Source organism: Arthrobacter sp. AOP36-C1-22, from assembly GCF_052377515.1.
Taxonomy (GTDB): domain Bacteria; phylum Actinomycetota; class Actinomycetes; order Actinomycetales; family Micrococcaceae; genus Arthrobacter_H.
Genome location: NZ_JBQSWW010000001.1, coordinates 87,054 through 110,438, shown reverse-complemented (window position 1 = coordinate 110,438; position 23,385 = coordinate 87,054). Strand labels below are relative to the sequence as shown.

Below are 23,385 nucleotides of genomic sequence, written 5' to 3'. Positions count from 1 at the left end.
GGAGGTGCTGAGAAACTATGACCGCAACCCGTAATGTAAAGGGCCTGCTGGGCACGAAGCTCGGCATGACCCAGGTCTGGGACGAGAACCACAACCTCGTCCCCGTCACTGTCGTGCAGGTAGATTCCAATGTCGTCACCCAGCTCCGCAATGCGGATCGGGATGGCTACTCGGCGGTTCAGATCGGCTACGGCCAGATCGACCCGCGCAAGGTCACCAAGCCGCTGGCCGGCCACTTCGAGGCAGCAGGGGTCACCCCGCGCCGCCACGTCGTCGAGCTGCGCACCGCGGATGCCGATACGTACAGCCTGGGCCAGGAACTGGCCGTGGATGTCTTTGAGTCCGGCCAGAAGGTCGACGTCATGGGCACCTCCAAGGGCAAGGGCTTTGCCGGCGTCATGAAGCGTCACGGCTTCGGCGGCGCCAACGCCTCGCACGGTGCACATAAGAACCACCGCAAGCCCGGTTCCATCGGTGGGGCTTCCACCCCAGGCCGCGTTTTCCAGGGACAGCGCATGGCTGGCCGCATGGGCAACGAGCGCGTGACCACGATGAACCTCACGGTTCACGGAGTCGACGCCGAGAAGAACCTCCTGTTGATCAAGGGTGCCGTTCCCGGCGCCCGCGGCCGGGTCGTCCTCGTGCGCACCGCCGTGAAGGGAGCATAAGCAAATGGCTAACACAGCACTCAAGGTCGAGCTTCCGGGCGAGATCTTCGATGTCCAGACCAACATTCCGCTGCTGCACCAGGTCGTCATGGGTCAGCTTGCTGCCGCCCGTCAGGGTACGCACAAGACCAAGACCCGCGCCGAGGTCTCGGGCGCAGGTCGCAAGCCGTTCAAGCAGAAGGGCACCGGCCGGGCTCGTCAGGGCTCCATCCGCGCTCCTCAGATGACCGGTGGTGGCATCGTCCACGGACCGACGCCCCGCGATTACTCGCAGCGCACCCCCAAGAAGATGAAGGCCGCCGCACTGCGCGGAGCCCTTTCGGACCGTGCCCGTCACGATCGCGTTCACGTGATCGAGAACCTGGTAGCCGGCACCACGCCGTCCACCAAGGAAGCACTGGCCACCCTGCGCGCTCTCACCGAGCGCAAGAACCTGCTCGTCGTCATCGACCGCGCCAATGATGTTGCCGCACTTTCCGTGCGCAACCTCGTGGACGTCCACGCCCTCTACGCCGACCAGCTGAACACGTACGATGTTCTGGTCGCCGATGACGTGGTGTTCACCAAGGCCGCATTCGATGCCCTGGTCAACAAGGAGGACGCCAAGTGAGCGCCACCTTCTCCAAGTCCCCGCACGACGTCATCCTGGCGCCGGTCGTTTCGGAAAAGAGCTACGGCCTGATCGACGAAGGCAAATACACCTTCCTGGTCGACCCGCGCTCGAACAAGACGGAAATCAAGCTGGCGGTGGAGAGCATCTTCTCCGTCAAGGTTGACTCCGTCAACACCATCAACCGTGCAGGTAAGCGCAAGCGCACCCGCTTCGGATGGGGAGCCCGCAAGACTACCAAGCGAGCGATCATCTCCCTTAAAGAAGGCACGATCGACATCTTCGGCGGTCCGCTTTCATAAGCGGAGACCACTTTAACGAGGAATAAAACATGGCAATCCGTAAGTACAAGCCGACTACCCCGGGCCAGCGTGGCTCGAGCGTGGCCGACTTCGCAGAAATTACCCGGACTACCCCGGAAAAGTCGCTGCTCCGCCCGCTCTCCAAGACTGGTGGACGCAACAGCTCCGGCAAGATCACTACCCGTCACAAGGGTGGTGGACATAAGCGCCAATACCGTCTGATCGACTTCCGTCGTCATGACAAGGACGGCGTGCCGGCCAAGGTCGCTCACATCGAGTACGACCCGAACCGCACCGCCCGCATTGCGCTGCTGCACTACATCGATGGCACCAAGCGGTACATCATCGCTCCGAACAAGCTCTCCCAGGGAGACTCGGTTGAAGCCGGCCCGAACGCCGACATCAAGCCGGGCAACAACCTGCCGCTGCGCAACGTTCCGGTCGGTACCGTGCTCCACGCAGTGGAGTTGCGTCCCGGCGGGGGAGCCAAGATGGCTCGCTCGGCAGGCGCTTCGGTCCAGCTGGTGGCTCGCGAGGGCCGCCACGCACAGCTCCGCCTGCCTTCCGGTGAAATCCGGAACGTTGACGTCCGCTGCCGTGCGACGGTCGGCTACGTCGGCAACGCCGAACAGTCGAACATCAACTGGGGCAAGGCCGGCCGCATGCGCTGGAAGGGCGTCCGCCCGACCGTGCGTGGTGTGGTCATGAACCCGATCGACCACCCGCATGGTGGTGGCGAGGGCAAGACCAGTGGCGGTCGTCACCCGGTCAACCCGAACGGCAAGCCGGAAGGCCGTACCCGCCGTCCGAACAAGGAAAGCGACAAGCTCATTGTGCGTCGTCGTCGTACTGGCAAGAACAAGCGATAGGAGCCTGGAAACATGCCACGCAGCCTGAAGAAAGGCCCCTTCGTCGATCAGCACCTTTTTGTGAAGGTGGCTGCTGAGAACGAAAAGGGCACCAAGAACGTCATCAAGACGTGGTCCCGCCGTTCGATGATCATCCCCGACATGCTCGGGCACACGATCGCCGTACACGACGGACGCAAGCACATTCCCGTGTTTGTCACTGAGTCGATGGTCGGGCACAAGCTCGGCGAATTCGCCTCGACGCGGACATTCCGCAGCCACGTAAAGGACGACAGGAAGGGTAAGCGCCGCTAACCCGCAAGGGTTATTGAGCGCTGAGCATCCCTTTGATAGACGAGAGAAGGAAAGCAATGGAAGCCAAGGCAATTGCGCGCCATATCCGCGTAACGCCTATGAAGGCCCGGCGCGTCGTCGACCTTGTTCGTGGCAAGCAGGCGAATGAGGCTCTGGCGATTCTGAAGTTTGCCCAGCAGGGTGCTTCGGAGCCGGTACTCAAGGTAGTTGCGTCGGCCGTGGCAAACGCCCGTGTCGCCGCCGACCGTGATGGTGTTGCGTTCAACGAGGACGAGCTGTTCATCAGCGAAGCCTTCGTTGACGAAGGTGCGACGATGAAGCGGTTCCAGCCGCGGGCCCAGGGCCGCGCCTACCGCATCAACAAGCGCACCAGCCACATCACCGTGGTTGTTTCAAGCCCGGAGAAGGGTGGGGAAAAGTAAATGGGACAGAAGATCAACCCAAACGGGTTCCGTCTCGGCATCACCACGGACCACGTGTCTCACTGGTTCGCCGACGGCAACAAGCCGGGGCAGCGCTACAAGGACTTCGTCCGCGAGGACGTCAAGATCCGCGAGCTCATGACCACGGGCATGGACCGTGCAGGCATCGCCAAGGTGGAGATCGAGCGCACCCGCGATCGTGTCCGCGTTGACATCCACACCGCCCGTCCGGGCATCGTCATCGGCCGCCGCGGCGCCGAAGCCGATCGCATCCGCGGCGAGCTGGAGAAGCTCACCGGCAAGCAGGTTCAGCTGAACATCCTCGAGGTCAAGAACCCGGAGATCGAAGCCCAGCTGGTTGCCCAGGGCATCGCCGAACAGCTTGCTTCACGCGTGGCCTTCCGCCGTGCGATGAAGAAGGCCATGCAGTCCGCCATGCGCTCGGGCGCCAAGGGCATCCGTGTCCAGTGCTCCGGTCGCCTCGGCGGTGCGGAAATGTCCCGCAAGGAGTTCTACCGCGAAGGTCGTGTGCCGCTGCACACCCTGCGCGCGAACATCGACTACGGCAAGTTCGAAGCGAAGACCACCTTCGGCCGCATCGGCGTGAAGGTCTGGATCTACAAGGGCGACCTGACCAGCAAGGAACTTGCTGCACAGAACGCTGCTGCCCCGGCCCGTGGCCGTGGCGAGCGTGGTGGCGGACGTCCGGGTGGACCGGGTGGAGACCGCCGTCGTCGTAACGACCGCAACACCGGCGCTCCGGCAACCGAAGCTGCTCCGGCGGCTCAGGCTCCGGCGTCCGCAGAAGGAGGACAGGCTTAAATGCTTATCCCACGCCGAGTAAAGTTCCGCAAGCAGCACCGCCCGGATCGTACGGGCATGGCTAGCGGAGGCACCACGGTCTCCTTCGGTGACTACGGAATCCAGGCCCTGACACCGGGCTACGTGACCAACCGTCAGATCGAAGCCGCCCGTATTGCCATGACCCGTCACATCAAGCGTGGCGGCAAGGTCTGGATCAACATTTATCCGGACCGCCCGCTGACCAAGAAGCCGGCCGAAACCCGCATGGGTTCCGGTAAGGGTTCACCTGAGTGGTGGGTTGCAAACGTCAAGCCGGGACGGGTTCTCTTCGAACTCTCCGGTGTTACCGATGAGGTAGCTCGCGAGGCCCTGCGCCTGGCGATCCACAAGCTGCCGCTGAAGGCACGCATCGTGCGTCGTGAGGGTGGTGAATAGGTATGGCAATCGGATCCAAGGATCTCGCCACCGAACAGCTGGATGGCTACGATAACGCCCGTCTGGTCGAGGAACTGAAAAAGGCGAAGGAAGAGTTGTTCAACCTTCGTTTCCAGTCCGCCACCGGTCAGCTCGAGTCGCACGGCCGCCTGAAGTCGGTCAAGCGCGACATCGCCCGCATCTACACCGTGATGCGTGAGCGTGAGTTGGGCATTCGTGCGGAGGTTTCGGCCCCCGTCGAAGAAGTCAAGGCCAAGAAGTCGGCGAAGACTGCCGAGCCGGCTGATGCACCTGAGGAAGCCAAGTAATGAGCGAGAAGGAGAACGCAGTGGCTGAAGCAGCAGAAGCTCGCGGTTACCGCAAAACCCTCCGCGGGTACGTGGTTTCCGACAAGATGCAGAAGACCATCGTCGTTGACGTCGAGGACCGTGTGAAGCACGCCTTGTACGGCAAGGTCATGCGTCGTAATAAGAAGATCAAGGCTCACGACGAAGCCAACACCGCCGGCATCGGCGACTTGGTGATCATCGCTGAGACCCGCCCCTTGTCCAAGGACAAGAACTGGCGCCTGGTCGAGATCGTGGAGAAGGCCAAGTAGCCTCCTCCCGATCCGCAGGGATCTAAAGCACGACGCCGGTGAGCGCCCCGAGAGGGGAGCGCACCGGCGTCGTGCTTTTGTTAAGAGGCCGCTTGCGTGGCCCCCATATCACGGGTTTGGTCCTCAGTGCACCTCTGGCGTAGACTCGACAGCCTGTGCGCTCTGTTGCGAGGACTATCCACCTTCATGGCAGGCATTCGTGCGCGGCCCGGTCTGATCCGGGCTCGGTGCGCGGCACGGCTCTGCGGCATTTCGCCTCGGCCCGATTTCCCCAGCAGCATCGGATTCCCCGTGAATCCTGCCTGTGTTGGAGATGGGGGTAAGCGAGCGTCGCGGATGGACCATATCCGTTCCGCAAGGCTCCCGAGGAGAACCGGCGAGACGACAGGAGTTGAAAGTGATTCAGCAGGAGTCGCGACTCAAGGTGGCTGACAACACCGGTGCTAAGGAAATCCTTACCATCCGTGTTCTCGGTGGATCCGGACGTCGCTACGCAGGCATCGGCGACACTATTGTCGCCACCGTCAAGGATGCAATCCCTGGCGGCAACGTCAAGAAGGGCGATGTGGTTAAGGCCGTCATCGTCCGCACGAAGAAGGAACGTCGCCGCGTCGACGGTTCGTACATCAAGTTCGACGAGAACGCAGCGGTCATCCTCAAGGCGGACACCGAGCCGCGGGGTACCCGTATCTTCGGTCCCGTCGGGCGTGAACTTCGCGATAAGAAGTTCATGAAGATCGTTTCGCTGGCTCCGGAGGTGCTGTAACCATGGGCGCAAAAATCAAGAAGGGTGACCTGGTTCAGGTCATCACCGGCGCCAAGGCCGATCGCGGTGGAGACCGCGGCAAGCAGGGCAAGGTCCTGAAGGTGTTCCCCGAGGCGAACCGCGTGCTCGTCGAGGGCATCAACCGCGTCACCAAGCACACTCGGGCCGGCCAGACCGAAAGCGGCGCCTCCACGGGCGGCATTGAGGTCGTTGAGGCTCCCCTCCACGTTTCGAACGTCGCGGTCATTGACCCCGAGTCGAAGAAGCCGACCCGCGTTGGCTTCCGCGAAGAAACCGTGGAAACGAACGGCGTGAAGAAGACTGTGCGTGTTCGTTACGCCAAGGCTTCCGGAAAGGCACTCTAATGACTGAAACAGCAGTAAAGGTTCAGCCGCGCCTGAAGGCGAAGTACCGCTCCGAGGTCCGCGAAGCTCTGCAGACCGAGTTCAGCTACACGAACGTGATGCAGGTCCCGAACCTGGTCAAGGTCGTTGTGAACATGGGTGTCGGCGAGGCAGCCAAGGATTCCAAGCTCATCGAAGGCGCTGTTCGCGACCTGACGGCCATCACCGGCCAGAAGCCGCTCGTGACCAAGGCCCGCAAGTCGATCGCACAGTTCAAGCTGCGCGAGGGAATGCCGATTGGCACCCACGCCACGCTGCGCAACGATCGCATGTGGGAATTCGTTGACCGCCTGGTCACCTTGGCTCTGCCGCGTATCCGCGACTTCCGCGGTCTGAACGGCAAGCAGTTCGACGGAAACGGCAACTACACCTTCGGTCTCACGGAACAGGCAATGTTCCACGAAATCGACCAGGACAAGGTTGACCGGGTCCGCGGCATGGACATCACTGTGGTGACCACCGCCAAGACCGACGAAGAAGGCCGCGCGCTCCTCAAGGCGTTGGGCTTCCCGTTCAGGACCGACGATAACTAGATCAACTACGTTGCAGGTCCGCGGGAGCGGAAACCGTAGCGAGGAAGGGCCTCAGCCCAAATGACAATGACAGATCCTGTCGCAGACATGCTGACTCGTCTGCGCAACGCGAACTCGGCATACCACGACACCGTGTCCATGCCGTCTTCAAAACTGAAGGTGCGCGTTGCCCAGATCCTCAAGGCGGAAGGCTACATCGGCGACTTCGTCGAAGAGGCCGCCGAGGTAGGCAAAAACCTGACCATCAACCTGAAGTTCGGTCCGAGCCGTGAGCGTTCCATCGCTGGCGTCCGCCGTATTTCCAAGCCGGGCCTCCGCGTTTACGCGAAGTCCACCAACTTGCCGCATGTCCTTGGTGGACTCGGCATCGCCATTCTGTCCACGTCCTCGGGTCTCCTGACGGACCGCCAGGCAGCCAAGAAGGGTGTAGGTGGGGAAGTCCTCGCCTACGTCTGGTAACGGGAAGGGAGAAGCACCATGTCACGTATTGGACGACTTCCAATCACTATCCCTGCCGGCGTCGACCTGAAGGTCAACGGATCCGAGATTGCCGTCAAGGGCGCCAAGGGCGAGCTCAACTTCACCGTTGTCTCCCCGATCACGGTTGCCCTGGAGGACAATGTCCTCACGGTGTCGCGTCCGGATAACGAGCGCGAATCGCGTTCGTTGCATGGCCTGACCCGCACGATGATCTCCAACATGATCACCGGGGTCACCGACGGCTACTCCAAGAAGCTGGAAATCCACGGCACCGGTTACCGCGTGCTGGCCAAGGGCAGCAACCTGGAGTTCGCTCTGGGTTTCTCGCACCCGGTCCCCGTTGAAGCTCCGGAGGGCATCACGCTCGCCGTTGAGGGCAACAACAAGGTGATTGTCTCCGGCATCAACAAGCAGCAGGTTGGCGAAGTTGCAGCCAACATCCGCAAGCTCCGTCGGCCGGATCCCTATAAGGGCAAGGGCATCCGCTATGAAGGCGAAGTTATCCGCCGCAAGGTCGGAAAGGCTGGTAAGTAAACATGGCTCTTTCAATTAAGGGTAAGAGCAAGGCCGCAGCTCGCAGCCGTCGCCATCTGCGCGTCCGCAAGCGCGTCACCGGTTCGGGCCTGCGCCCGCGCCTGGTGGTCAACCGTTCGGCTCGCCACATCTTCGTCCAGGTTGTCGATGACAGCCAGGGCGTCACGATGGCATCCGGGTCCACCATGGAAGCGGACCTTCGTTCCTTCGACGGTGACAAAACCGCCAAGGCCAAGCGCGTCGGCGAACTGATCGCTGAGCGTGCCAAGGCCGCAGGCATCGATACCGTGGTCTTTGACCGCGGAGGCAATAGGTACCACGGCCGAGTGGCCGCGGTAGCGGACGGCGCGCGGGAAGGTGGGCTGGCACTGTGAGCGAAGCTACTAACGAGAAGGAAACTCAGGTGTCGGAAACCACTGAGGCAGCTACGACCACGACGGAGAACACCTCCGCCGGTCGTCGCAACGAAAAGAGCGGCGAAAAGGGCGGTCGTGGCGAAAGCCGTGGCCGTGGCGAGGGACGTGGCCGCGGCCGCGATTCCAAGGACAGCCGCAACGATGACAAGGACAAGTTCCTTGAGCGCGTGGTAGCTATCAACCGCGTCTCCAAGGTCGTCAAGGGCGGCCGCCGCTTCAGCTTCACCGCGCTTGTTGTGGTGGGCGACGGCAACGGCATGGTCGGCGTCGGATACGGCAAGGCCAAGGAAGTTCCCGCGGCCATCGCCAAGGGCGTTGAAGAAGCCAAGAAGTCGTTCTTCCGCGTTCCCCGCGTCGGCACCACCATCCCGCACCTGGTGCTGGGTGAAGCCGCCGCTGGCGTTGTGCTCTTGCGTCCGGCTGCTCCGGGTACCGGCGTTATCGCCGGTGGTCCGGTGCGTGCCGTGCTCGAGTGCGCTGGTATCCATGACGTTCTGTCGAAGTCCATGGGCTCCGCCAACCAGATCAACATCGTTCGCGGCACCGTCGCGGCGTTGAAGGCCCTGGAGGAGCCGGCCGCAGTTGCTGCGCGCCGTGGACTGCCGATGGACGAAGTCGTGCCGGCCCAGATGCTGCGCACGCTCAACCAGAAGGCAGGTGCGTAAGCTGTGGCGAAGAACATTGTCGCGAGCAACGCGAAGCTGGTAATCACCCAGACCAAGTCCGTCATTGGCGGCAAGCAGAACCAGCGTGACACCTTGCGGTCACTCGGCCTGAAGCGTATGCACCACACAGTGGTGCGTGACGCCGATGCCGTGACCGTCGGTATGGTCAACAAGGTTCAGCACCTCGTAACGGTTGAGGAGGCGAAGTAATCATGGCCAGTAACGAAAAGTCACTGAAGGTACACCACCTGCGTCCCGCCGAAGGCGCTAAGACCAGCAAGACCCGTGTGGGTCGCGGTGAAGCGTCCAAGGGCAAGACCGCAGGCCGTGGCATGAAGGGCACCAAGGCCCGCTACCAGGTCAAGGCCGGCTTCGCAGGCGGGCAGCTGCCGCTGCATATGCGCCTGCCGAAGCTGCGCGGCTTCAAGAACCCGTTCCGTATCGAGTACCAGGTCGTGAACCTGGACAAGATCTCGGAGCTGTTCCCCGAAGGCGGCGACATCACCGTCGACAACCTGGTCGAGAAGGGTGCGGTTCGTAAGAACCAGCCCGTCAAGGTCCTGGGTTCCGGCGACATCACCGTCAAGGTGAACGTCAAGGCCGACGCCTTCTCGGCGTCAGCCGCGGACAAGATCGCTGCCGCCGGCGGCTCGGTGACCTCGCTCTAAGGTCCCGATGAAAGCACGGCACAGCTGAAAGGTCCCCAACGCCCGGGCAGGTCCCGGCGCGCTGGGGACCTTTCGCATCCCGCCCCACGGAACGATGGGAGAACCCCACCACCTGCCGGGCACCTAGTTCCGGGGCCACTTCACGGTGGCACCGGCCGTCCCACTGCTTCGAACAGTCCCGAGAACCGGTAGACTCTCAGAAGTCCATTACGGCATCAGGCCGAAACCACACCTTTCAGGAGGACGCTTGCTCAGCGCCATTGCCCGGGTCTTCCGGACGCCTGACCTGCGACGTAAGTTGCTGTTCACGCTCAGCATCATTGCCATCTACCGTCTCGGCGTCTACATTCCCGCGCCAGGGGTCGACTACGGCAACGTCCAACAATGCCTTGAAATGGGCGATACTTCCGGTGGGCTCTACCAGTTCGTCAACCTCTTCAGTGGCGGCGCCCTGTTGCAGGTCTCGATCTTCGCCCTCGGGATCATGCCCTACATCACCGCTTCCATCATCGTGCAGCTGCTGCGCGTGGTCATTCCCCGGTTCGAAGACCTTCATAAGGAAGGCGCGGCCGGTCAAGCGACCCTGACGCAGTACACCCGCTATCTCACGATCGCCCTCGGACTCCTGCAGGCCACCACCCTGGTGTCGTTGGCCCGCAGCGGAAACCTCTTCCAAGGCTGCCAGTTGCCGATCATTCCCGATCAGAGCATTGTGCACATCCTGCTCATGGTGATCGTCTTGACCGCCGGCACAGGCATGATCATGTGGCTCGGCGAACTCGTCACCGAAAAGGGTGTCGGAAACGGCATGTCCATCCTGATCTTCGTGTCGATCGCTTCGGGCTTCCCCTCCTCGATGGGCTCCATCGCCAGCACCCAGGGGTGGGGCGTCTTCACCGGAGTCATCATCATCGGGCTGTGCGTCGTGGCCTTGGTCGTCTTCGTCGAGCTGTCCCAGCGTCGTGTGCCGGTGCAGTATGCCAAGCGCATGGTGGGTCGACGCACCGTCGGGGGCAGCTCCACCTACATCCCGATCAAGGTCAACATGGCCGGCGTGATTCCGGTGATCTTCTCGTCATCGATGTTGGCGCTGCCGCAGATGCTCATCCAGTTCAATATGAACCCGGATGGTTCGCTGCCCGGCTGGGCCGCCTGGATCCAAACCAACTTCAGCGGTAGCAGCCCGTTGTACATGCTCGTCTACCTGCTGCTGACCATATTCTTCACCTACTTCTACGTCGCGATCACGTTCAACCCGATCGAGGTCTCGGACAATATGAAGAAGTACGGTGGATTCATTCCGGGTATCCGTGCCGGCAAGCCCACGGCGGACTACCTGTCCTACGTGCTCAGCCGCATCACGTTCCCCGGAGCCATCTATCTTGGCCTGATCGCCCTGACGCCATTGATCGCCTTCGTCCTGATCAAGGCCGATCAGAACTTCCCGTTCGGCGGCGTCTCGGTCCTCATCATGGTTGGTGTGGGACTGGAAACGGTTAAGCAAATCAACGCCCAGATGCAACAGCGACACTACGAAGGACTTCTGCGATGACCAGACTTTTGATCATTGGCCCGCCTGGTTCGGGCAAAGGAACGCAGGCAGCACGTATTACGGAGCAGCTGGGGATCGTTGCGATCTCCACGGGCGACATCTTCCGTGCCAACGTCAAGGGCGGAACCCCGTTGGGGATCGAAGCCAAGCGATACATGGACGCCGGCGACTATGTCCCCGATTCGGTCACCAACCGCATGGTGCGTGACCGTCTCAAGCAGGATGACGTGGCCGAAGGTTTCCTCTTGGACGGTTACCCGCGCACCTCGGCCCAGGTCGACGAACTCGACGCGATCCTAGAGGAAAACAAGACCTCGTTGGATATCGTCCTGCAGTTGACCGCCGACTCCGATGAGCTGGTGGCCCGCTTGCTCAAGCGGGCCGAGGTCGAAGGCCGGGCAGACGACACCGAGGAAGTCATCCGGCACCGCCTGGATGTCTACGAAAAGCAGACCCAGGTCGTCGTGGACCGTTACCTCGAACGGGGTATCGTCCGCCACGTCGACGGGCTGGGCGACATCGACGAGGTCACCAACCGTGTGATGAGCGCCCTCGAAGGCGACGCGTCCTAACGTCACCGGCCTGAACCGACGGCCGCTCCACGTGATCTCTCGCGTGGGGCGGCCGTCGCGGCATTTCAGGGGTGTTTACCGAGAAGCACCCCGCAGATGAACAACGAAACAAAGGAACACCGCATGGCATTCGGCCAGCCCAAGATCGAGTACAAGTCCAACGCACAGATCCGTAAAATGAGAGAAGCCGGACTGGTGCTGGCCGAAGCGTTGGACACCGTGGTTGACGCCGCACGTATCGGGACCACGACGGCAGAACTCGATGCGCTCTTCGAAGGGGTGCTGGAACGTCACGGGGCCACCTCGAACTTCAAGGGCTACTATGGGTTCCCTGCCACGATCTGCGCTTCGGTGAACGATCAGGTCGTTCACGGGTTCCCCTCCGACTACGTACTCGCCGATGGGGACGTTCTGAAAATTGATGGTGGGGCCATCATCGATGGCTGGCATTCAGACTCCGCGCGGACCATTTTGGTGGGTACTCCTGACCCCGCCGACCAGCGGCTCTCCGATGTCACCGAGCAAGCCATGTGGCGGGGAATCGCCGCCCTGGCCAACGCACGATTCGTTGGCGCCATCGGAGAAGCCATCGACGACTACGTCAGTTCCGTCGAAGGTGAGCCGTTGGGGATTCTGGAGGATTATGTCGGCCACGGCATTGGCACGGAGATGCACCAGGCCCCGGACGTGCTCAACTACCGGTCCGGGGACCGCGGCGCACGGGTAAAGCCGGGCATGTGCCTGGCCATTGAGCCGATGTTGGTCCGCGGGGGCATCGAAACCCGCACGTTGGATGATGACTGGACGGTCGTGACCACCGACGGGTCGAGAGCCTCGCAGTGGGAGCATTCGGTGGCGGTACACCTGGGAGGGATCTGGGTACTATCGGCGCACGACGGCGGTGCGGCCGGCCTGGCACCCTTCGGGATCACCCCGGCACCGCTCCAGGACTAGGTGCCGCGGCAGAAGAAGGGTCCCCGTTGAGGGGCACTATCACTCTTCCGGCAGGTGCGCGGTGATCAAACCGGGGATTTCGCATATTGGGTTCCAGAGCGTAGGATTATTTGTTGGTTGTCTCTACGTTTGTGCCCAAAAAACACGCGGTCTTATGCTGCCGTCGGGCACGGGCGCTCGTCAGCCACGAACATACACGTCGGAAGCGTCAGCGACCGGCACAAACGTTAGCGGAGGATATGGCCAAGAAAGAGGGTGTCATCGAGGTAGAAGGCGCCGTGTCAGAAGCACTGCCCAACGCGATGTTCCGCGTTGAGCTGCCGAATGGACACGTGGTACTTGCCACTATCTCGGGAAAGATGCGTCAGCACTACATTCGAATCCTTCCTGAGGATCGCGTAGTGGTGGAACTCAGCCCGTACGACCTCAATCGCGGACGCATCGTCTACCGCTACAAGTAGGGACTTCCGTCCTCCCGGTCTTCCGGGGGAGCGAAGGTCGTTATCGTTCCACTGAAACCGCAACCGCAAAGGAAATACCGTGAAGGTTCACCCTAGCGTGAAGCCGATCTGCGAGCAGTGCAAGGTGATTCGCCGTAATGGGCGGGTCATGGTGATCTGCGCAAATCCACGCCACAAGCAGCGTCAGGGCTAAGTCTCCTTCGGGAATCTCAACCTGCGCGTAGTAATCGAATATCGGCAGTACGGCGTCCATTACGCGGGACGCATACCCCCGGGCACGGAGGCCGGGGACCTGGAAACGGGATGTGCTGCCTCCAGACCTCCGAAAATCATGTAAGGAAGACACCAATATGGCTCGTCTTGCAGGCGTAGACATCCCGCGCGAAAAGCGCGTTGTCATTGCGCTGACATACATCTACGGCGTGGGTAGAACCCGTGCAGAACAAACTGTTGCCGAGACCGGGATTACCTCGGAAACTCGTGTGAAGGACCTCAGTGACGACCAGCTGCTGCAGTTGCGCGACTACGTTGAGGCCAACTTCAAGGTCGAGGGCGATCTCCGCCGCGAAGTTTCAGCCGACATCCGCCGCAAGGTCGAGATCGGCTCCTACGAGGGCATTCGCCACCGCAAGGGCCTGCCGGTCCGCGGACAGCGCACCAAGACCAACGCTCGCACCCGCAAGGGCCCGAAGCGCACCGTCGCCGGTAAGAAGAAGACCCGCTAAATAGCGGTCCCAGCCAAATACTTCGTAGGAGTTAGCAATGCCCCCAAAGACTCGTGGAGCGGTCCGCAAGCCGCGTCGCAAGGACAAAAAGAACATCGCGCTTGGTCAGGCGCACATCAAGAGCACCTTCAACAACACCATCGTGTCCATCACGGACCCGACCGGTGCCGTCATCTCGTGGGCCTCGGCCGGCGAGGTCGGATTCAAGGGCTCACGCAAGTCGACCCCGTACGCCGCGCAGATGGCAGCCGAGTCGGCCGCCAAGCGTGCCCAGGAACACGGCATGAAGAAGGTCGACGTGTTCGTGAAGGGACCGGGGTCGGGTCGCGAAACTGCCATCCGCTCACTGCAGGCCACCGGCCTCGAAGTGGGATCCATCCAGGATGTTTCCCCGAGCGCCCACAACGGTTGCCGCCCGTCGAAGCGTCGCCGCGTCTAGTTTGACCCAGTCGTAGGCGTGTGCCGCCGTCGTCCCCGGAATCCGGGGACGACGGCGGCGCGCGCCACCTGCGGTTCATTCGCCCGATCTAGACGGACGCCTGATGGCAGACGTCGTTTCCACCCACATGTGTTGCGTCATATAGCGGATGCTCGCTGAAAGGAAATGTAAGTGCTAATTGCACAGCGCCCCACCCTTACCGAAGAAGTAGTTGCCCCGAACCGTTCACGGTTCACGATTGAGCCCTTGGAGCCGGGTTTCGGCTACACCCTAGGCAACTCGCTGCGCCGCACGCTGCTGTCCTCGATCCCTGGTGCAGCTGTCACCAGTGTTCGTATCGACGGCGTGCTGCACGAGTTCACCACCGTTCAGGGTGTGAAGGAAGACGTCACCGAACTGATCCTGAACATCAAGAACCTTGCTGTGTCTTCAGAGCATGACGAGCCAGTCGTCGCCTACCTGCGTAAGCAGGGCCCCGGCGTCGTCACGGCCGCGGACATCACCCCGCCGGCCGGCGTCGAGTTCCACAACCCGGATCTGCACATCGCGACTTTGAACGCGAAGGGCAAGTTCGACATGGAACTCACGATCGAGCGTGGTCGTGGGTACGTCTCAGCGGCCCAGAACAAGAGCGTCGATGCTGAGATTGGCCGTATTCCGGTCGACTCCATCTACTCACCGGTTCTGAAGGTGACCTTCCGCGTGGAGGCCACCCGTGTCGAGCAGCGCACCGACTTCGACAAGCTCATCGTCGACGTCGAAAGCAAGGAGTCCATCCTGCCGCGCGACGCCGTCGCCTCGGCCGGTACGACCCTGGTTGAACTGTTCGGACTGGCCCGCGAGCTGAACTCGGCCGCCGAAGGCATCGAGATCGGCCCGTCCCCGACGGACGCCGCCCTCGCAGCCGACATGTCTCTGCCGATCGAGGATCTCGAGCTGACCGTCCGGTCGTACAACTGCCTTAAGCGCGAGGGAATCCACACGGTAGGCGAGCTGGTTGCTCGCTCCGAGGCTGACCTCATGGACATCCGGAACTTCGGTGCCAAGTCCATCGACGAGGTCAAGGCCAAGCTGATCGAGCTGGGTCTGTCCCTGAAGGATTCCCCTCCAGGGTTTGATCTGGCCGCGCGTGCTGCCGCCAGTGATGAGGATGACACCGAACTCGGTGACGAAGAGGCCTAAGGCCGCCTTCAAAGTAATGTACTTTGCCCCAAGGCCCGCGCAGGTGCGCGGGGCGGCGGGCTCCATTTAGGAGAAAAAACAATGCCTACCCCACCAAAGGGAAAGCGCCTCGGAGGCGGAGCAGCCCACGAGCGCCTCATGCTGGCGAACCTGTCGGCCCAGCTCTTTGAGCACAAGTCGGTCACCACGACGGTCACGAAGGCCAAGCGTCTGCGTCCTTACGCCGAGCGCCTGATCACCTTCGCAAAGCGCGGGGACCTGTCCTCGCGTCGTCGCGTCCAGGCCGCCATTGCCTCGCGCAACCGGACCAACAAGTCCGTGGTGCACGAGCTGTTCACCAACATCGGCCCGGCCATGGCCGAGCGTGAAGGTGGCTACACCCGCATCACCAAGATCGGCAACCGCAAGGGCGACAACGCCCCCATGGCTGTCATCGAACTGGTGCTCGAGCCCGTTTCCCCGAAGCAGGCCGTCGTCAAGGAAGCCACGAAGGCTGCCGAGAAGTCAGCTCCTGCTGCCGAGGCCACGGACCACGCCGCGACCGCCGCCAAGTACGACGGCGCCGTGGCAGCCACCGAGAGCGGCGACGCTCCCGAGGGTGCCGATATCAAGGGCAACGCGGACTCGATGAAGTACCACGTCCCCGGTTCGCGCTGGTACGACGCGACCGACGCCGAGCTGTGGTTCGCAACGCAGGAGGCCGCTAAGGCCGCCGGTTTCGAGCCGGCCGGTGGCGAGGAAGCCCAGCAGATCGCTGAGTAGTACTTCCCGCAGCTGACCCGCTGCAGCGAAAGGGCCCCCATCTTCGGATGGGGGCCCTTTCGCGTGCTTGCGAAGGTGCGCTCTAGGATGGAAGTCATGGAATCCACCCCCTCGGCGACCACGTCGATCGTCCCGGACGCCTCGACCAGCGAACCGGCGACGGTACGCATCCGGATGCGGTTGGCCTATGACGGCTCCGGTTTCTCCGGCTGGGCCACGCAACCGGGGCGGCGCACGGTGCAGGGAAGCCTCGAGGAAGCCCTGAAGCTACTCTTCCGGCGGCCGGTACGCACCACGGTCGCCGGTCGGACCGACGCGGGGGTTCACGCCAGGGGACAAGTCGCCCATTTTGATCTCACCGAGGCCGAGTACAGGGCCTTGCCGCGTGGAAAGAACCTGACCGAAGACCAGGCACTGCTGCGGCGGATCCGTGGTGTCACATCCCGCATCGGGGGAGAGGTCTTCGTCCACGAGGCGCGCGCGGCAGCCACGGGTTTCGATGCCCGGTTCTCCGCCCTATGGCGCCGGTACAGCTATCGGATCGCCGACGGGCAGCATCGATGGGATCCGCTGACGCGGTCAACGACGTTGTGGCATCCGCGGGAGCTCGATCCGGAAATCCTGAACGCCGAGGTGCAGGTCGCCGTCGGCCGGCACGATTTCCTGTCCTATTGCCGTCCCAAGGACTTCGCGACCACCATCCGTACCCTGGAGGAATTCTGCTTCGTTCGGAAGGACGATGGCATCCTGGTGGCTAGCCTGCGCGCCGACGCGTTCTGCCACAACATGGTGCGCACCCTCATCGGTGCCGTGCTCAGGGTCGGCGACGGGCAAGAGGAGGCGGGGTGGATCCAGCGCCGTCTAACGGAGCCTGTCAGGGACCACCGAACCCGAATGGCTGCACCACACCCGCTGGTCCTCGAAGAGGTCGCCTACCCCGATGACGATCAGCTGGCATTCCGCGCCGAGGCGACCCGTGCGCGGCGCCGGCCTGAGGACATCCAACGTATCTGAGGTCAGGCGCGCCGCCCGCGTCGGATGGGCGTCATGGCGGCTTTTGGAACGACGCCGCGCATGCGGTAAAGTAGGCTGCTGTTGTGCATGTCCTATGCCTGACACAACTTTCTCCACGTGACGGCCCAGTTGCAGGGCCCTGGTCTGTGGAGAATGCAGGCAGCTAACGGATGGCCGGTTGGATTCAGACCTCACCTGAAGAACTGGTACAGCGCATCGATAACACAGTGCTCTTCCCTGCGGTGGATCTCACAGCTACCTCAGGTGGAACGCTTGACCAGTATCCAAGGAAACGAAGGCAATAACCGTGCGTACGTACACTCCGAAGCCCGGCGACGCAGATCGCCAGTGGCACGTCATCGACGCCACTGACATCGTTCTGGGCCGCCTCGCCAGCCAGACCGCAACCCTGCTGCGCGGCAAGCACAAGGCCACCTATGCAGCCCACATGGACATGGGTGACTTTGTCGTCATCATCAACGCTGAGAAGGTTGCCCTCACCGGCGCCAAGCTCGAAAAGAAGCGCGCCTACCGCCACTCCGGTTTCCCGGGTGGTCTGAGGTCCGTCAGCTACGCCGAACTGTTGGAAAAGAACCCGGTTCAGGCAGTTGAGAAGGCCATCAGGGGCATGCTTCCCAAGAACTCCCTGGCTGCCCAGCAGCTGGGCAAGCTCAAGGTCTACCGCGGGGCCGAGCACCCGCATGCTGCCCAGCAGCCCAAGACCTTCGAAATCACCCAGGTCGCGCAGTAGCGCTGGGCCCCGAAACAAGAGACTAGTTTTCAAGGAGAATCGTGGCTCAGAACACTGAAGAGCTGAATGAAACCGAGGGTGCGGCTCCGGCCGCTTACACCTCCGAGTCGTCTGCGGCGGCTGAAGAGACCGTCGTCAAGGAACGTCCGGCACTGACTGTCGGCGGCGCCGCCGTCGGCCGTCGCAAGCAGGCCATCGCCCGCGTGCGCCTCGTTCCCGGCACCGGCAAGTGGACCGTCAACGGCCGCACGCTGGAGGAGTACTTCCCGAATAAGCTGCACCAGCAGGAAGTCAACGATCCGTTCAAGCTCCTCGAGCTCGACGGTGCGTACGACGTGCTGGCCAATATCCATGGTGGCGGCCCCTCCGGCCAGTCCGGCGCCCTGCGCCTGGGCGTTGCCCGCTCGCTGAACGAGATCGACCGCGAGAACAACCGTCCGGCCCTGAAGAAGGCCGGCTTCCTGACTCGTGACGCCCGCGTCATCGAGCGCAAGAAGGCTGGCCTCAAGAAGGCACGCAAGGCCTCGCAGTACTCGAAGCGCTAATCTGCTTCACTGGAACCCAAGGGTTCCAGCCGAGGGCCCCACGGCTTTTGCCGTGGGGCCCTCGGTCGCTTAACCGGGGCCCGCGCAGATGAAAGTGTGGCCGGATCGTTGCCGATCCCCACTTTTTTGTGCTCTTCGGACGATAGGATGAGCGGGATGGCTAGATTATTTGGCACCGATGGTGTGCGTGGAAAAGCGAACGAACTGATCACCCCTGCCCTGGCCCTGAACTTGGCGCAGGCCGCAGCCGTGGTGCTCGGTCTGCAGGCTGCTGGCGAAGGAACCCGGCCGGTGGCCGTCATCGCCCGTGATCCGCGGATCAGCGGCGATTTCATTTGCGCTGCCATCGAAGCGGGGTTCGCCTCGGTGGGCGTGGACGTCTTCGATGCCGGCGTCCTGCCGACCCCGGCGGCCGCCCACCTCATTGCCGACATCGAAGCCGACTTCGGCGTCGTCATCTCCGCCTCCCACAACTCGGCACCCGATAACGGGATCAAGTTCCTCGCCCGGGGAGGGCAGAAACTCTCCGACGCGCAAGAGGATGCCATCGAAGCCGAGCTCGAACGGGAAGCACCCCGCCCCCTCGGCGCAGCGGTCGGCCGGATCAAACGCTTCGCGGACGCCGAGGACCGCTACGTGGTCCACTTGCTCAAGACGATGCCGCACCGCCTGGAGGGTCTCAAAGTCGTGTTGGATTGTGCCCATGGGGCTGCCAGCGGTTGCTCACCGGAAGCCTTCGCAGCAGCCGGGGCCGACGTGGTGGTCATCGGCGCGGACCCTGATGGAAACAACATCAACGAAGGTTGCGGTTCGACCCATCTGGAGATGCTCCAGGCGAAGGTCCTCTCCGAGAGAGCCGACTTTGGTATCGCCCACGACGGGGACGCCGACCGGTGCCTGGCCGTCGACCACGAAGGCTCCGTTGTGGACGGGGACCAGATCATGGCGATCATGGCCGTCGCGTTCAAGGAAGCCGGCAGGCTCAAGGACGACACCCTCGTAGCCACGGTCATGAGCAATCTGGGGTTGAAGATGGCCATGGAGGCTGCCGGCATCACGATTGCCGAGACGGGGGTGGGGGACCGCTACGTCCTGGAGAGGATGCGGCTCGGTGGTTTCACCCTCGGTGGCGAACAATCCGGTCACGTGATCTTCTCAGAGTTCGCGACCACCGGTGATGGCGTCCTGACGGGTCTGCAGATCGCCGCTCGCGTCGCGGCCACGGGCAAGACACTCAAGGAACTGGCAGCCGTGATGGAGGTCCTTCCGCAGGTGCTGATCAACGTGAACGGCGTGGACAAACATGCCGCGCACTCCAATGCAGCGGTGACGCTCGCCGTCCAGGGTGCCGAAAACGAACTAGGCGGTGCCGGGAGGGTGCTGCTGCGTCCGTCGGGAACGGAACCGGTGGTGCGGGTCATGGTCGAGGCGACCGACCACCGCGTCGCGGATCATGTAGCGAGCCGGCTGGCCGGTGTCGTGAAGACTGAATTGGCGCTTTAGTCGAAATCGGAACCTTAGGTTCTCGGACGGCACAGTCGACCCGGATATCGACGATTTCACATAGCGCTGGCGGGTGTCTCCGTGATGAATAATGACGGCGGCGTATATCCAGCGCAGCAGCAGGACACGACTCTTCTCAGTCAGGAATCAGTCTTGCTATCCGGGGCCCTGGTGGCGCGGATATGCGAAGACCTCCAGATTCGCATCCTGTTCGTCAAAGGACCCGTTGCCGCCCAAATGGGGGTTCGAGCCCCCGGGGATTCTGGCGACATCGACCTTCTCGTAGAGCCGGGAAGTACCCAGACAGTAGTCGAGGGCCTGGCTATTCGGGGATGGCAGCTGCGGTCCTCCGAGGACAATGTTGCTCATCCGATTCATTCGGTGACTATGTTTCACCCTCGGTGGCCCACCGACATCGATATACACTTTTCTTTTCCGGGGATCGAAGCTCCGGCAGCTTCATACTTTCCGATGCTTTGGGAACATCGGCAGGTCTTCGGGATAGCGGGTCGACCTGTCTTCGGACTCGATCTCGCCGGCGCAACCATCATCCAAGCACTGCATGCCTTACGCGCTTCGTCCCTTCCGAAAAACACTGCTGAAATCAATCACCTTTTGCAGGTGGCACCCAAGCCCGCATGGAACCAGATCCATCGACTCGCCGCCGACATTGATGCGCTCGCGGCGATGAAACCCTATCTGCTCGCGACCTACCCCGAAGCAGCCTGGGTAGGCTTTCCCGATGTGTCTGCCGAATGGCTTCAGCGAACGGAGGTTTCCGCGCCGGGCGTGCACCGTTTATTACAGCTTTCCTCGGCACCACGGAAGCAGTGGCCTGCACTTGTATTTCGGGCGTTGTTTCCCCCGAGGAACCTGCTCGAAAGCAATAATCTGACTTTGCACGGAGCAAGCAGCACAGAAGTCATAAAAGTCAGGATTCTTCGGTGGGCTTCGTTTCTGCGAGCGCTTCGCCGGGTGGCCAGAGAGTTTCTAACCGTGAAGAGAGGCCAAAAGCGTGACGGAACATGAATTTTCTGTGTGCTACGGTATCCACACGCCGCACAACGGCCGTTTTCGCGTGGCATGGGTTTCAGGGATCGACCTCCGCGGTTCTGTGAGGCATTCTAGTGCTGCCTTCGATGTGGGTGCTCCCTACTTCACACGCAGAGATTCGAGCTACCGGTCTATAGTTTCGAGCGTTCTAGCAACCCTCGTTCACGGAGCTTCTCGAGAGCTTCCATGACCATTGATTGTGCCTCCGCATGCGACCCGAACTCCTGCACGGCCTTGTCCACGAGCTCCTCCGCATGCGCCCAGCGCTCTAGTGTTTCCCATAGGGCTGGCCCTATGCCGTCGAGGACCGTGAACTGCTCGTTGTGGAGCAGGGCAACCGCTCCGTCTACGAGGGTCGCATCATCCACCAGAGCCCGTCGATAGAGCCCTGACTCGGAAGGAGCCTTCCCGTCGTGATCAACGGGCAGCAACTGCCACCTGGCGGCTGTTCCCGAGCTGTCAACGTGCGGTGTTTCCAGCTCCTCTTTGATGAATGGAATGAGGTGCTCGGCCTCCGAATAGTGCAGAACCCGAACGCCTCCCACCGAATCAATGAGGTCGCACAAGCTCGCTATTCCACGATCCAGATACGCCAGGGACGAGCTTTCGGGTATGAGACGCTCCAAGGCGGTGAGGAGCGGGAGCTCAGTCCAATAGGCCGGATCCGCATGGCGTTCGTCGGTGCGTTCCAGAAGAACCAGTCGTGTGAGTCTGGCATTTACCGTGAGCGGGGTAAGGCCCAGACTCGCGGGGGAGTATTGCTCCTTCGGGGGGATGCCGTTCGCCGTCAGCAGGGAGAGCGGCTTGGGATATGTGATCATCGTCCCTTCGACGCTCAGTGCAGCAGTCTCGTCGGTCAGGTAGGCGAAGGCCTGACCCAATACACGCGTCGCCGTCGATTTTCCGGTGCCACTTTTGCCCACGAGGACCATGGCATTTCCAGAATCTTGGTCGGCAACGGCTGCGGCATGGAACATGAAATATTCGCCGCGGCAGGATTCGATGGCTTTGTGAGTGATGGTTCTGGTGAGGTCCTCATGGAACTGAGTCCATGACAGAGCGGGGTCCCGTCGTATCTCGGTGACGTGTTCCGGCAGTGTCGGCGAGCTTGGCAGGCCTGCTCCCGGATCCAGAAGGCACAGTTCCCAAGCTGTTTCAAGGGTCGCAGCTTCGTCCTTGCTGAGGCCGGATACCACGATGGTGGATTTGAGCGCTCTGATGACGACGCGCTCGTATGCTTTCTCGCTCACGCCTGAGCGAAGTTTCGCGCCATCCGTGGTGCCATCTTCTGTCCCCATTTTTCAACCATAGGCTGGAAGTCGCCCACGGAGAATTTTTTGTCGCAGTACCCATCCGGTGGGAGGGTCCTGGCGCTCTATATCTGTTGACCGTGATTCAAGAGCGATGCGGTTCTTCGTGAGATTGTGGCGATATTCGACCGTTTGAAGGTATTCCGTTCAAGCTTCATAGACCCGAGCGAGCCCCGTCACGGAGGCGTAGCCAACTGAACAGATTGAAGTGACTAGCATTAATAAACCTATTTGGGCGTCTTGTGTCACAATGAGGAATGGCCCGGATGGGGGTCGGAACTCCACGTGGGTTTCCTTTTAACCGCTGTGAGGATACGGGTATGTCCACTACTGAAGTCAACGCAATATCTCGCCGTCGTGTTGTCACTGCTGGAGCGTGGGCTGCGCCCATTGTGGCCATCGCGGTCGCAGCGCCGGCTGCAGCAGCATCTACGATTTCCACCCGTGTCATGGGAACGATCTGCAGGCTCGACTATGGAAAAGGAGAGCTTCAGTATCAGCGACACGCAGTCTCGCTTGGCCTGGAAAGCTCCACTGGGAGCGTACCGGCTGGATCCACATTCGTTTGGTCGGTGACCATGACTGGCGGGGCCAATGTTGTGCCTGTCCTTGAATACAGCCTTTCCAATGCGTGGACGTTAACGGCAAGCCAGCGTGAAGGGACGGTTTCCGCCTCCTTCTATGTGACGCTGACTGCCAACGAAAACATTGCTACACCTTGGTGTGGGCCTCGAATCGTCTGGACAAACATCTATAGGATCCAGCCTGGAGCGAAAGTACATATCTCTAGCAGTTCCACCGGTCCTGACACGGAACCTGTGGACGTCGGCCTAGATTACACGGTAGCCAAACGTCATCCCTCTCGGGTCAACGACTCTGGACGGCAACCGCATAAATTCCTCTCAAAAAGCGGAGCGCAGACCTGCTACCCGGCGATTCATTACACGCGGCTCATCGGCAAGGACGGCTACGACAATGTGACGTGCTATCCAGATGGCGTGTGTAGCCCTCCGAAGGGGGCCGCCGCCGTCGAGGAGCAGTATCTTCAGCCGGCCAAATGCTGATCTGTGCTTTTCTGGCATAGCCCGACGAGG

At 61.7% G+C, this 23,385-nt stretch carries 35 protein-coding genes; 34 read left to right on the top strand and 1 reads right to left on the bottom strand.

Annotated features, from left to right (window positions below; genetic code table 11):
- Window positions 1-17: 17 nt before the first annotated feature.
- The 33 genes from rplC to ACT3S6_RS00470 all read left to right on the top strand — a co-directional run bounded on the left by rplC (window position 18) and on the right by ACT3S6_RS00470 (window position 20,957).
- Window positions 18-668 carry a 50S ribosomal protein L3 gene (gene rplC / locus ACT3S6_RS00630; RefSeq protein ID WP_444553292.1) on the top strand — a complete coding sequence of 217 codons (651 nt, stop codon included), beginning with the start codon at window positions 18-20 and terminating at the stop codon, window positions 666-668.
- Window positions 669-672: 4 nt separating this feature from the next.
- Complete coding sequence (gene rplD, locus ACT3S6_RS00625; protein ID WP_444553291.1) at window positions 673-1,278, top strand: 50S ribosomal protein L4; 606 nt, start codon at window positions 673-675, stop codon at window positions 1,276-1,278.
- Window positions 1,275-1,580 (top strand): 50S ribosomal protein L23, encoded by a 306-nt coding sequence (rplW, locus tag ACT3S6_RS00620; RefSeq protein WP_444553290.1) that lies wholly within the window; start codon window positions 1,275-1,277, stop codon window positions 1,578-1,580. Before rplD ends, rplW begins: the two co-directional genes overlap by 4 nt.
- Before the next feature lie 29 nt (window positions 1,581-1,609).
- A complete protein-coding gene (rplB, locus tag ACT3S6_RS00615; RefSeq protein WP_444553289.1) occupies window positions 1,610-2,449 on the top strand; it encodes a 50S ribosomal protein L2 in 840 nt (279 codons plus the stop codon).
- A gap of 12 nt (window positions 2,450-2,461) precedes the next feature.
- Window positions 2,462-2,743 carry a 30S ribosomal protein S19 gene (rpsS, locus tag ACT3S6_RS00610; RefSeq protein ID WP_087000303.1) on the top strand — a complete coding sequence of 94 codons (282 nt, stop codon included), beginning with the start codon at window positions 2,462-2,464 and terminating at the stop codon, window positions 2,741-2,743.
- A gap of 56 nt (window positions 2,744-2,799) precedes the next feature.
- Window positions 2,800-3,165 (top strand): 50S ribosomal protein L22, encoded by a 366-nt coding sequence (gene rplV / locus ACT3S6_RS00605; protein ID WP_087000304.1) that lies wholly within the window; start codon window positions 2,800-2,802, stop codon window positions 3,163-3,165.
- Window positions 3,166-3,987 (top strand): 30S ribosomal protein S3, encoded by an 822-nt coding sequence (gene rpsC / locus ACT3S6_RS00600; RefSeq protein ID WP_444553288.1) that lies wholly within the window; start codon window positions 3,166-3,168, stop codon window positions 3,985-3,987.
- The gene (rplP, locus tag ACT3S6_RS00595; RefSeq protein WP_444553287.1) at window positions 3,988-4,404 is read left to right on the top strand and encodes a 50S ribosomal protein L16; all 417 of its coding nucleotides are present in this window, start codon (window positions 3,988-3,990) and stop codon (window positions 4,402-4,404) included.
- Window positions 4,405-4,406: 2 nt separating this feature from the next.
- Window positions 4,407-4,712, top strand: coding sequence for a 50S ribosomal protein L29 (gene rpmC, locus ACT3S6_RS00590; protein ID WP_444553286.1), 306 nt, complete (start codon window positions 4,407-4,409; stop codon window positions 4,710-4,712).
- Complete coding sequence (rpsQ, locus tag ACT3S6_RS00585) at window positions 4,712-5,002, top strand: 30S ribosomal protein S17 (RefSeq protein WP_087000312.1); 291 nt, start codon at window positions 4,712-4,714, stop codon at window positions 5,000-5,002. The genes rpmC and rpsQ overlap by 1 nt, the downstream gene beginning before the upstream one ends.
- 397 nt (window positions 5,003-5,399) lie before the next feature.
- Window positions 5,400-5,768, top strand: a complete 369-nt coding sequence (gene rplN, locus ACT3S6_RS00580) for a 50S ribosomal protein L14 (protein WP_087000314.1) — start codon at window positions 5,400-5,402, stop codon at window positions 5,766-5,768.
- A gap of 2 nt (window positions 5,769-5,770) precedes the next feature.
- Window positions 5,771-6,133, top strand: a complete 363-nt coding sequence (gene rplX, locus ACT3S6_RS00575) for a 50S ribosomal protein L24 (protein ID WP_087000316.1) — start codon at window positions 5,771-5,773, stop codon at window positions 6,131-6,133.
- Entirely contained in the window at window positions 6,133-6,705 is a 573-nt protein-coding gene (gene rplE / locus ACT3S6_RS00570) for a 50S ribosomal protein L5 (protein WP_087000318.1), read from the top strand. Before rplX ends, rplE begins: the two co-directional genes overlap by 1 nt.
- Before the next feature lie 60 nt (window positions 6,706-6,765).
- Window positions 6,766-7,164, top strand: coding sequence for a 30S ribosomal protein S8 (gene rpsH / locus ACT3S6_RS00565; RefSeq protein WP_087000320.1), 399 nt, complete (start codon window positions 6,766-6,768; stop codon window positions 7,162-7,164).
- 18 nt (window positions 7,165-7,182) lie between these two features.
- On the top strand, window positions 7,183-7,719 hold the full coding sequence (gene rplF / locus ACT3S6_RS00560; protein ID WP_087000322.1) for a 50S ribosomal protein L6: 537 nt from the start codon (window positions 7,183-7,185) through the stop codon (window positions 7,717-7,719).
- 2 nt (window positions 7,720-7,721) lie between these two features.
- Window positions 7,722-8,093, top strand: a complete 372-nt coding sequence (gene rplR / locus ACT3S6_RS00555) for a 50S ribosomal protein L18 (RefSeq protein ID WP_087000324.1) — start codon at window positions 7,722-7,724, stop codon at window positions 8,091-8,093.
- On the top strand, window positions 8,090-8,800 hold the full coding sequence (gene rpsE / locus ACT3S6_RS00550) for a 30S ribosomal protein S5 (RefSeq protein ID WP_087000326.1): 711 nt from the start codon (window positions 8,090-8,092) through the stop codon (window positions 8,798-8,800). The genes rplR and rpsE overlap by 4 nt, the downstream gene beginning before the upstream one ends.
- Before the next feature lie 3 nt (window positions 8,801-8,803).
- The gene (gene rpmD / locus ACT3S6_RS00545) at window positions 8,804-9,010 is read left to right on the top strand and encodes a 50S ribosomal protein L30 (RefSeq protein ID WP_087000328.1); all 207 of its coding nucleotides are present in this window, start codon (window positions 8,804-8,806) and stop codon (window positions 9,008-9,010) included.
- A gap of 2 nt (window positions 9,011-9,012) precedes the next feature.
- Window positions 9,013-9,468 (top strand): 50S ribosomal protein L15, encoded by a 456-nt coding sequence (rplO, locus tag ACT3S6_RS00540; protein WP_087000330.1) that lies wholly within the window; start codon window positions 9,013-9,015, stop codon window positions 9,466-9,468.
- A gap of 247 nt (window positions 9,469-9,715) precedes the next feature.
- A complete protein-coding gene (gene secY, locus ACT3S6_RS00535; RefSeq protein ID WP_087000332.1) occupies window positions 9,716-11,020 on the top strand; it encodes a preprotein translocase subunit SecY in 1,305 nt (434 codons plus the stop codon).
- On the top strand, window positions 11,017-11,592 hold the full coding sequence (locus ACT3S6_RS00530; protein ID WP_444553285.1) for an adenylate kinase: 576 nt from the start codon (window positions 11,017-11,019) through the stop codon (window positions 11,590-11,592). Before secY ends, ACT3S6_RS00530 begins: the two co-directional genes overlap by 4 nt.
- 123 nt (window positions 11,593-11,715) lie before the next feature.
- Window positions 11,716-12,546, top strand: a complete 831-nt coding sequence (gene map, locus ACT3S6_RS00525) for a type I methionyl aminopeptidase (RefSeq protein WP_087000335.1) — start codon at window positions 11,716-11,718, stop codon at window positions 12,544-12,546.
- Window positions 12,547-12,785: 239 nt separating this feature from the next.
- Window positions 12,786-13,007, top strand: a complete 222-nt coding sequence (gene infA / locus ACT3S6_RS00520; RefSeq protein WP_007271050.1) for a translation initiation factor IF-1 — start codon at window positions 12,786-12,788, stop codon at window positions 13,005-13,007.
- A gap of 79 nt (window positions 13,008-13,086) precedes the next feature.
- Window positions 13,087-13,200: a 50S ribosomal protein L36 gene (gene rpmJ, locus ACT3S6_RS00515; protein ID WP_087000337.1), complete on the top strand. Its 114-nt coding sequence runs from the start codon at window positions 13,087-13,089 to the stop codon at window positions 13,198-13,200.
- Between the two features lie 157 nt (window positions 13,201-13,357).
- On the top strand, window positions 13,358-13,732 hold the full coding sequence (rpsM, locus tag ACT3S6_RS00510; RefSeq protein ID WP_444553284.1) for a 30S ribosomal protein S13: 375 nt from the start codon (window positions 13,358-13,360) through the stop codon (window positions 13,730-13,732).
- A 37-nt stretch (window positions 13,733-13,769) separates the two neighbouring features.
- Window positions 13,770-14,171, top strand: a complete 402-nt coding sequence (gene rpsK / locus ACT3S6_RS00505; RefSeq protein WP_087000341.1) for a 30S ribosomal protein S11 — start codon at window positions 13,770-13,772, stop codon at window positions 14,169-14,171.
- A gap of 171 nt (window positions 14,172-14,342) precedes the next feature.
- Window positions 14,343-15,353 carry a DNA-directed RNA polymerase subunit alpha gene (locus ACT3S6_RS00500; protein WP_444553283.1) on the top strand — a complete coding sequence of 337 codons (1,011 nt, stop codon included), beginning with the start codon at window positions 14,343-14,345 and terminating at the stop codon, window positions 15,351-15,353.
- Window positions 15,354-15,434: 81 nt separating this feature from the next.
- Entirely contained in the window at window positions 15,435-16,115 is a 681-nt protein-coding gene (gene rplQ / locus ACT3S6_RS00495; protein WP_444553282.1) for a 50S ribosomal protein L17, sunset domain variant, read from the top strand.
- Between the two features lie 174 nt (window positions 16,116-16,289).
- Window positions 16,290-17,129, top strand: a complete 840-nt coding sequence (locus tag ACT3S6_RS00490) for a tRNA pseudouridine synthase A (protein ID WP_444553422.1) — start codon at window positions 16,290-16,292, stop codon at window positions 17,127-17,129.
- Between the two features lie 307 nt (window positions 17,130-17,436).
- Entirely contained in the window at window positions 17,437-17,880 is a 444-nt protein-coding gene (gene rplM, locus ACT3S6_RS00485; RefSeq protein WP_087000349.1) for a 50S ribosomal protein L13, read from the top strand.
- Between the two features lie 41 nt (window positions 17,881-17,921).
- Window positions 17,922-18,425 (top strand): 30S ribosomal protein S9, encoded by a 504-nt coding sequence (gene rpsI, locus ACT3S6_RS00480; RefSeq protein ID WP_444553281.1) that lies wholly within the window; start codon window positions 17,922-17,924, stop codon window positions 18,423-18,425.
- A 156-nt stretch (window positions 18,426-18,581) separates the two neighbouring features.
- Window positions 18,582-19,928, top strand: coding sequence for a phosphoglucosamine mutase (glmM, locus tag ACT3S6_RS00475; protein WP_444553280.1), 1,347 nt, complete (start codon window positions 18,582-18,584; stop codon window positions 19,926-19,928).
- Window positions 19,929-20,012: 84 nt separating this feature from the next.
- Window positions 20,013-20,957 carry a nucleotidyltransferase family protein gene (locus tag ACT3S6_RS00470; protein ID WP_444553421.1) on the top strand — a complete coding sequence of 315 codons (945 nt, stop codon included), beginning with the start codon at window positions 20,013-20,015 and terminating at the stop codon, window positions 20,955-20,957.
- Window positions 20,958-21,112: 155 nt separating this feature from the next.
- Here the strand turns inward: ACT3S6_RS00470 and ACT3S6_RS00465 are convergent, their stop codons facing one another.
- Complete coding sequence (locus ACT3S6_RS00465) at window positions 21,113-22,279, bottom strand: PqqD family protein (protein WP_444553279.1); 1,167 nt, start codon at window positions 22,277-22,279, stop codon at window positions 21,113-21,115.
- A 332-nt stretch (window positions 22,280-22,611) separates the two neighbouring features.
- On the opposite strand from ACT3S6_RS00465, the gene ACT3S6_RS00460 reads away from it, so the two are divergent.
- The gene (locus ACT3S6_RS00460; RefSeq protein WP_444553278.1) at window positions 22,612-23,355 is read left to right on the top strand and encodes a hypothetical protein; all 744 of its coding nucleotides are present in this window, start codon (window positions 22,612-22,614) and stop codon (window positions 23,353-23,355) included.
- The last annotated feature ends 30 nt before the right edge of the window (window positions 23,356-23,385 follow it).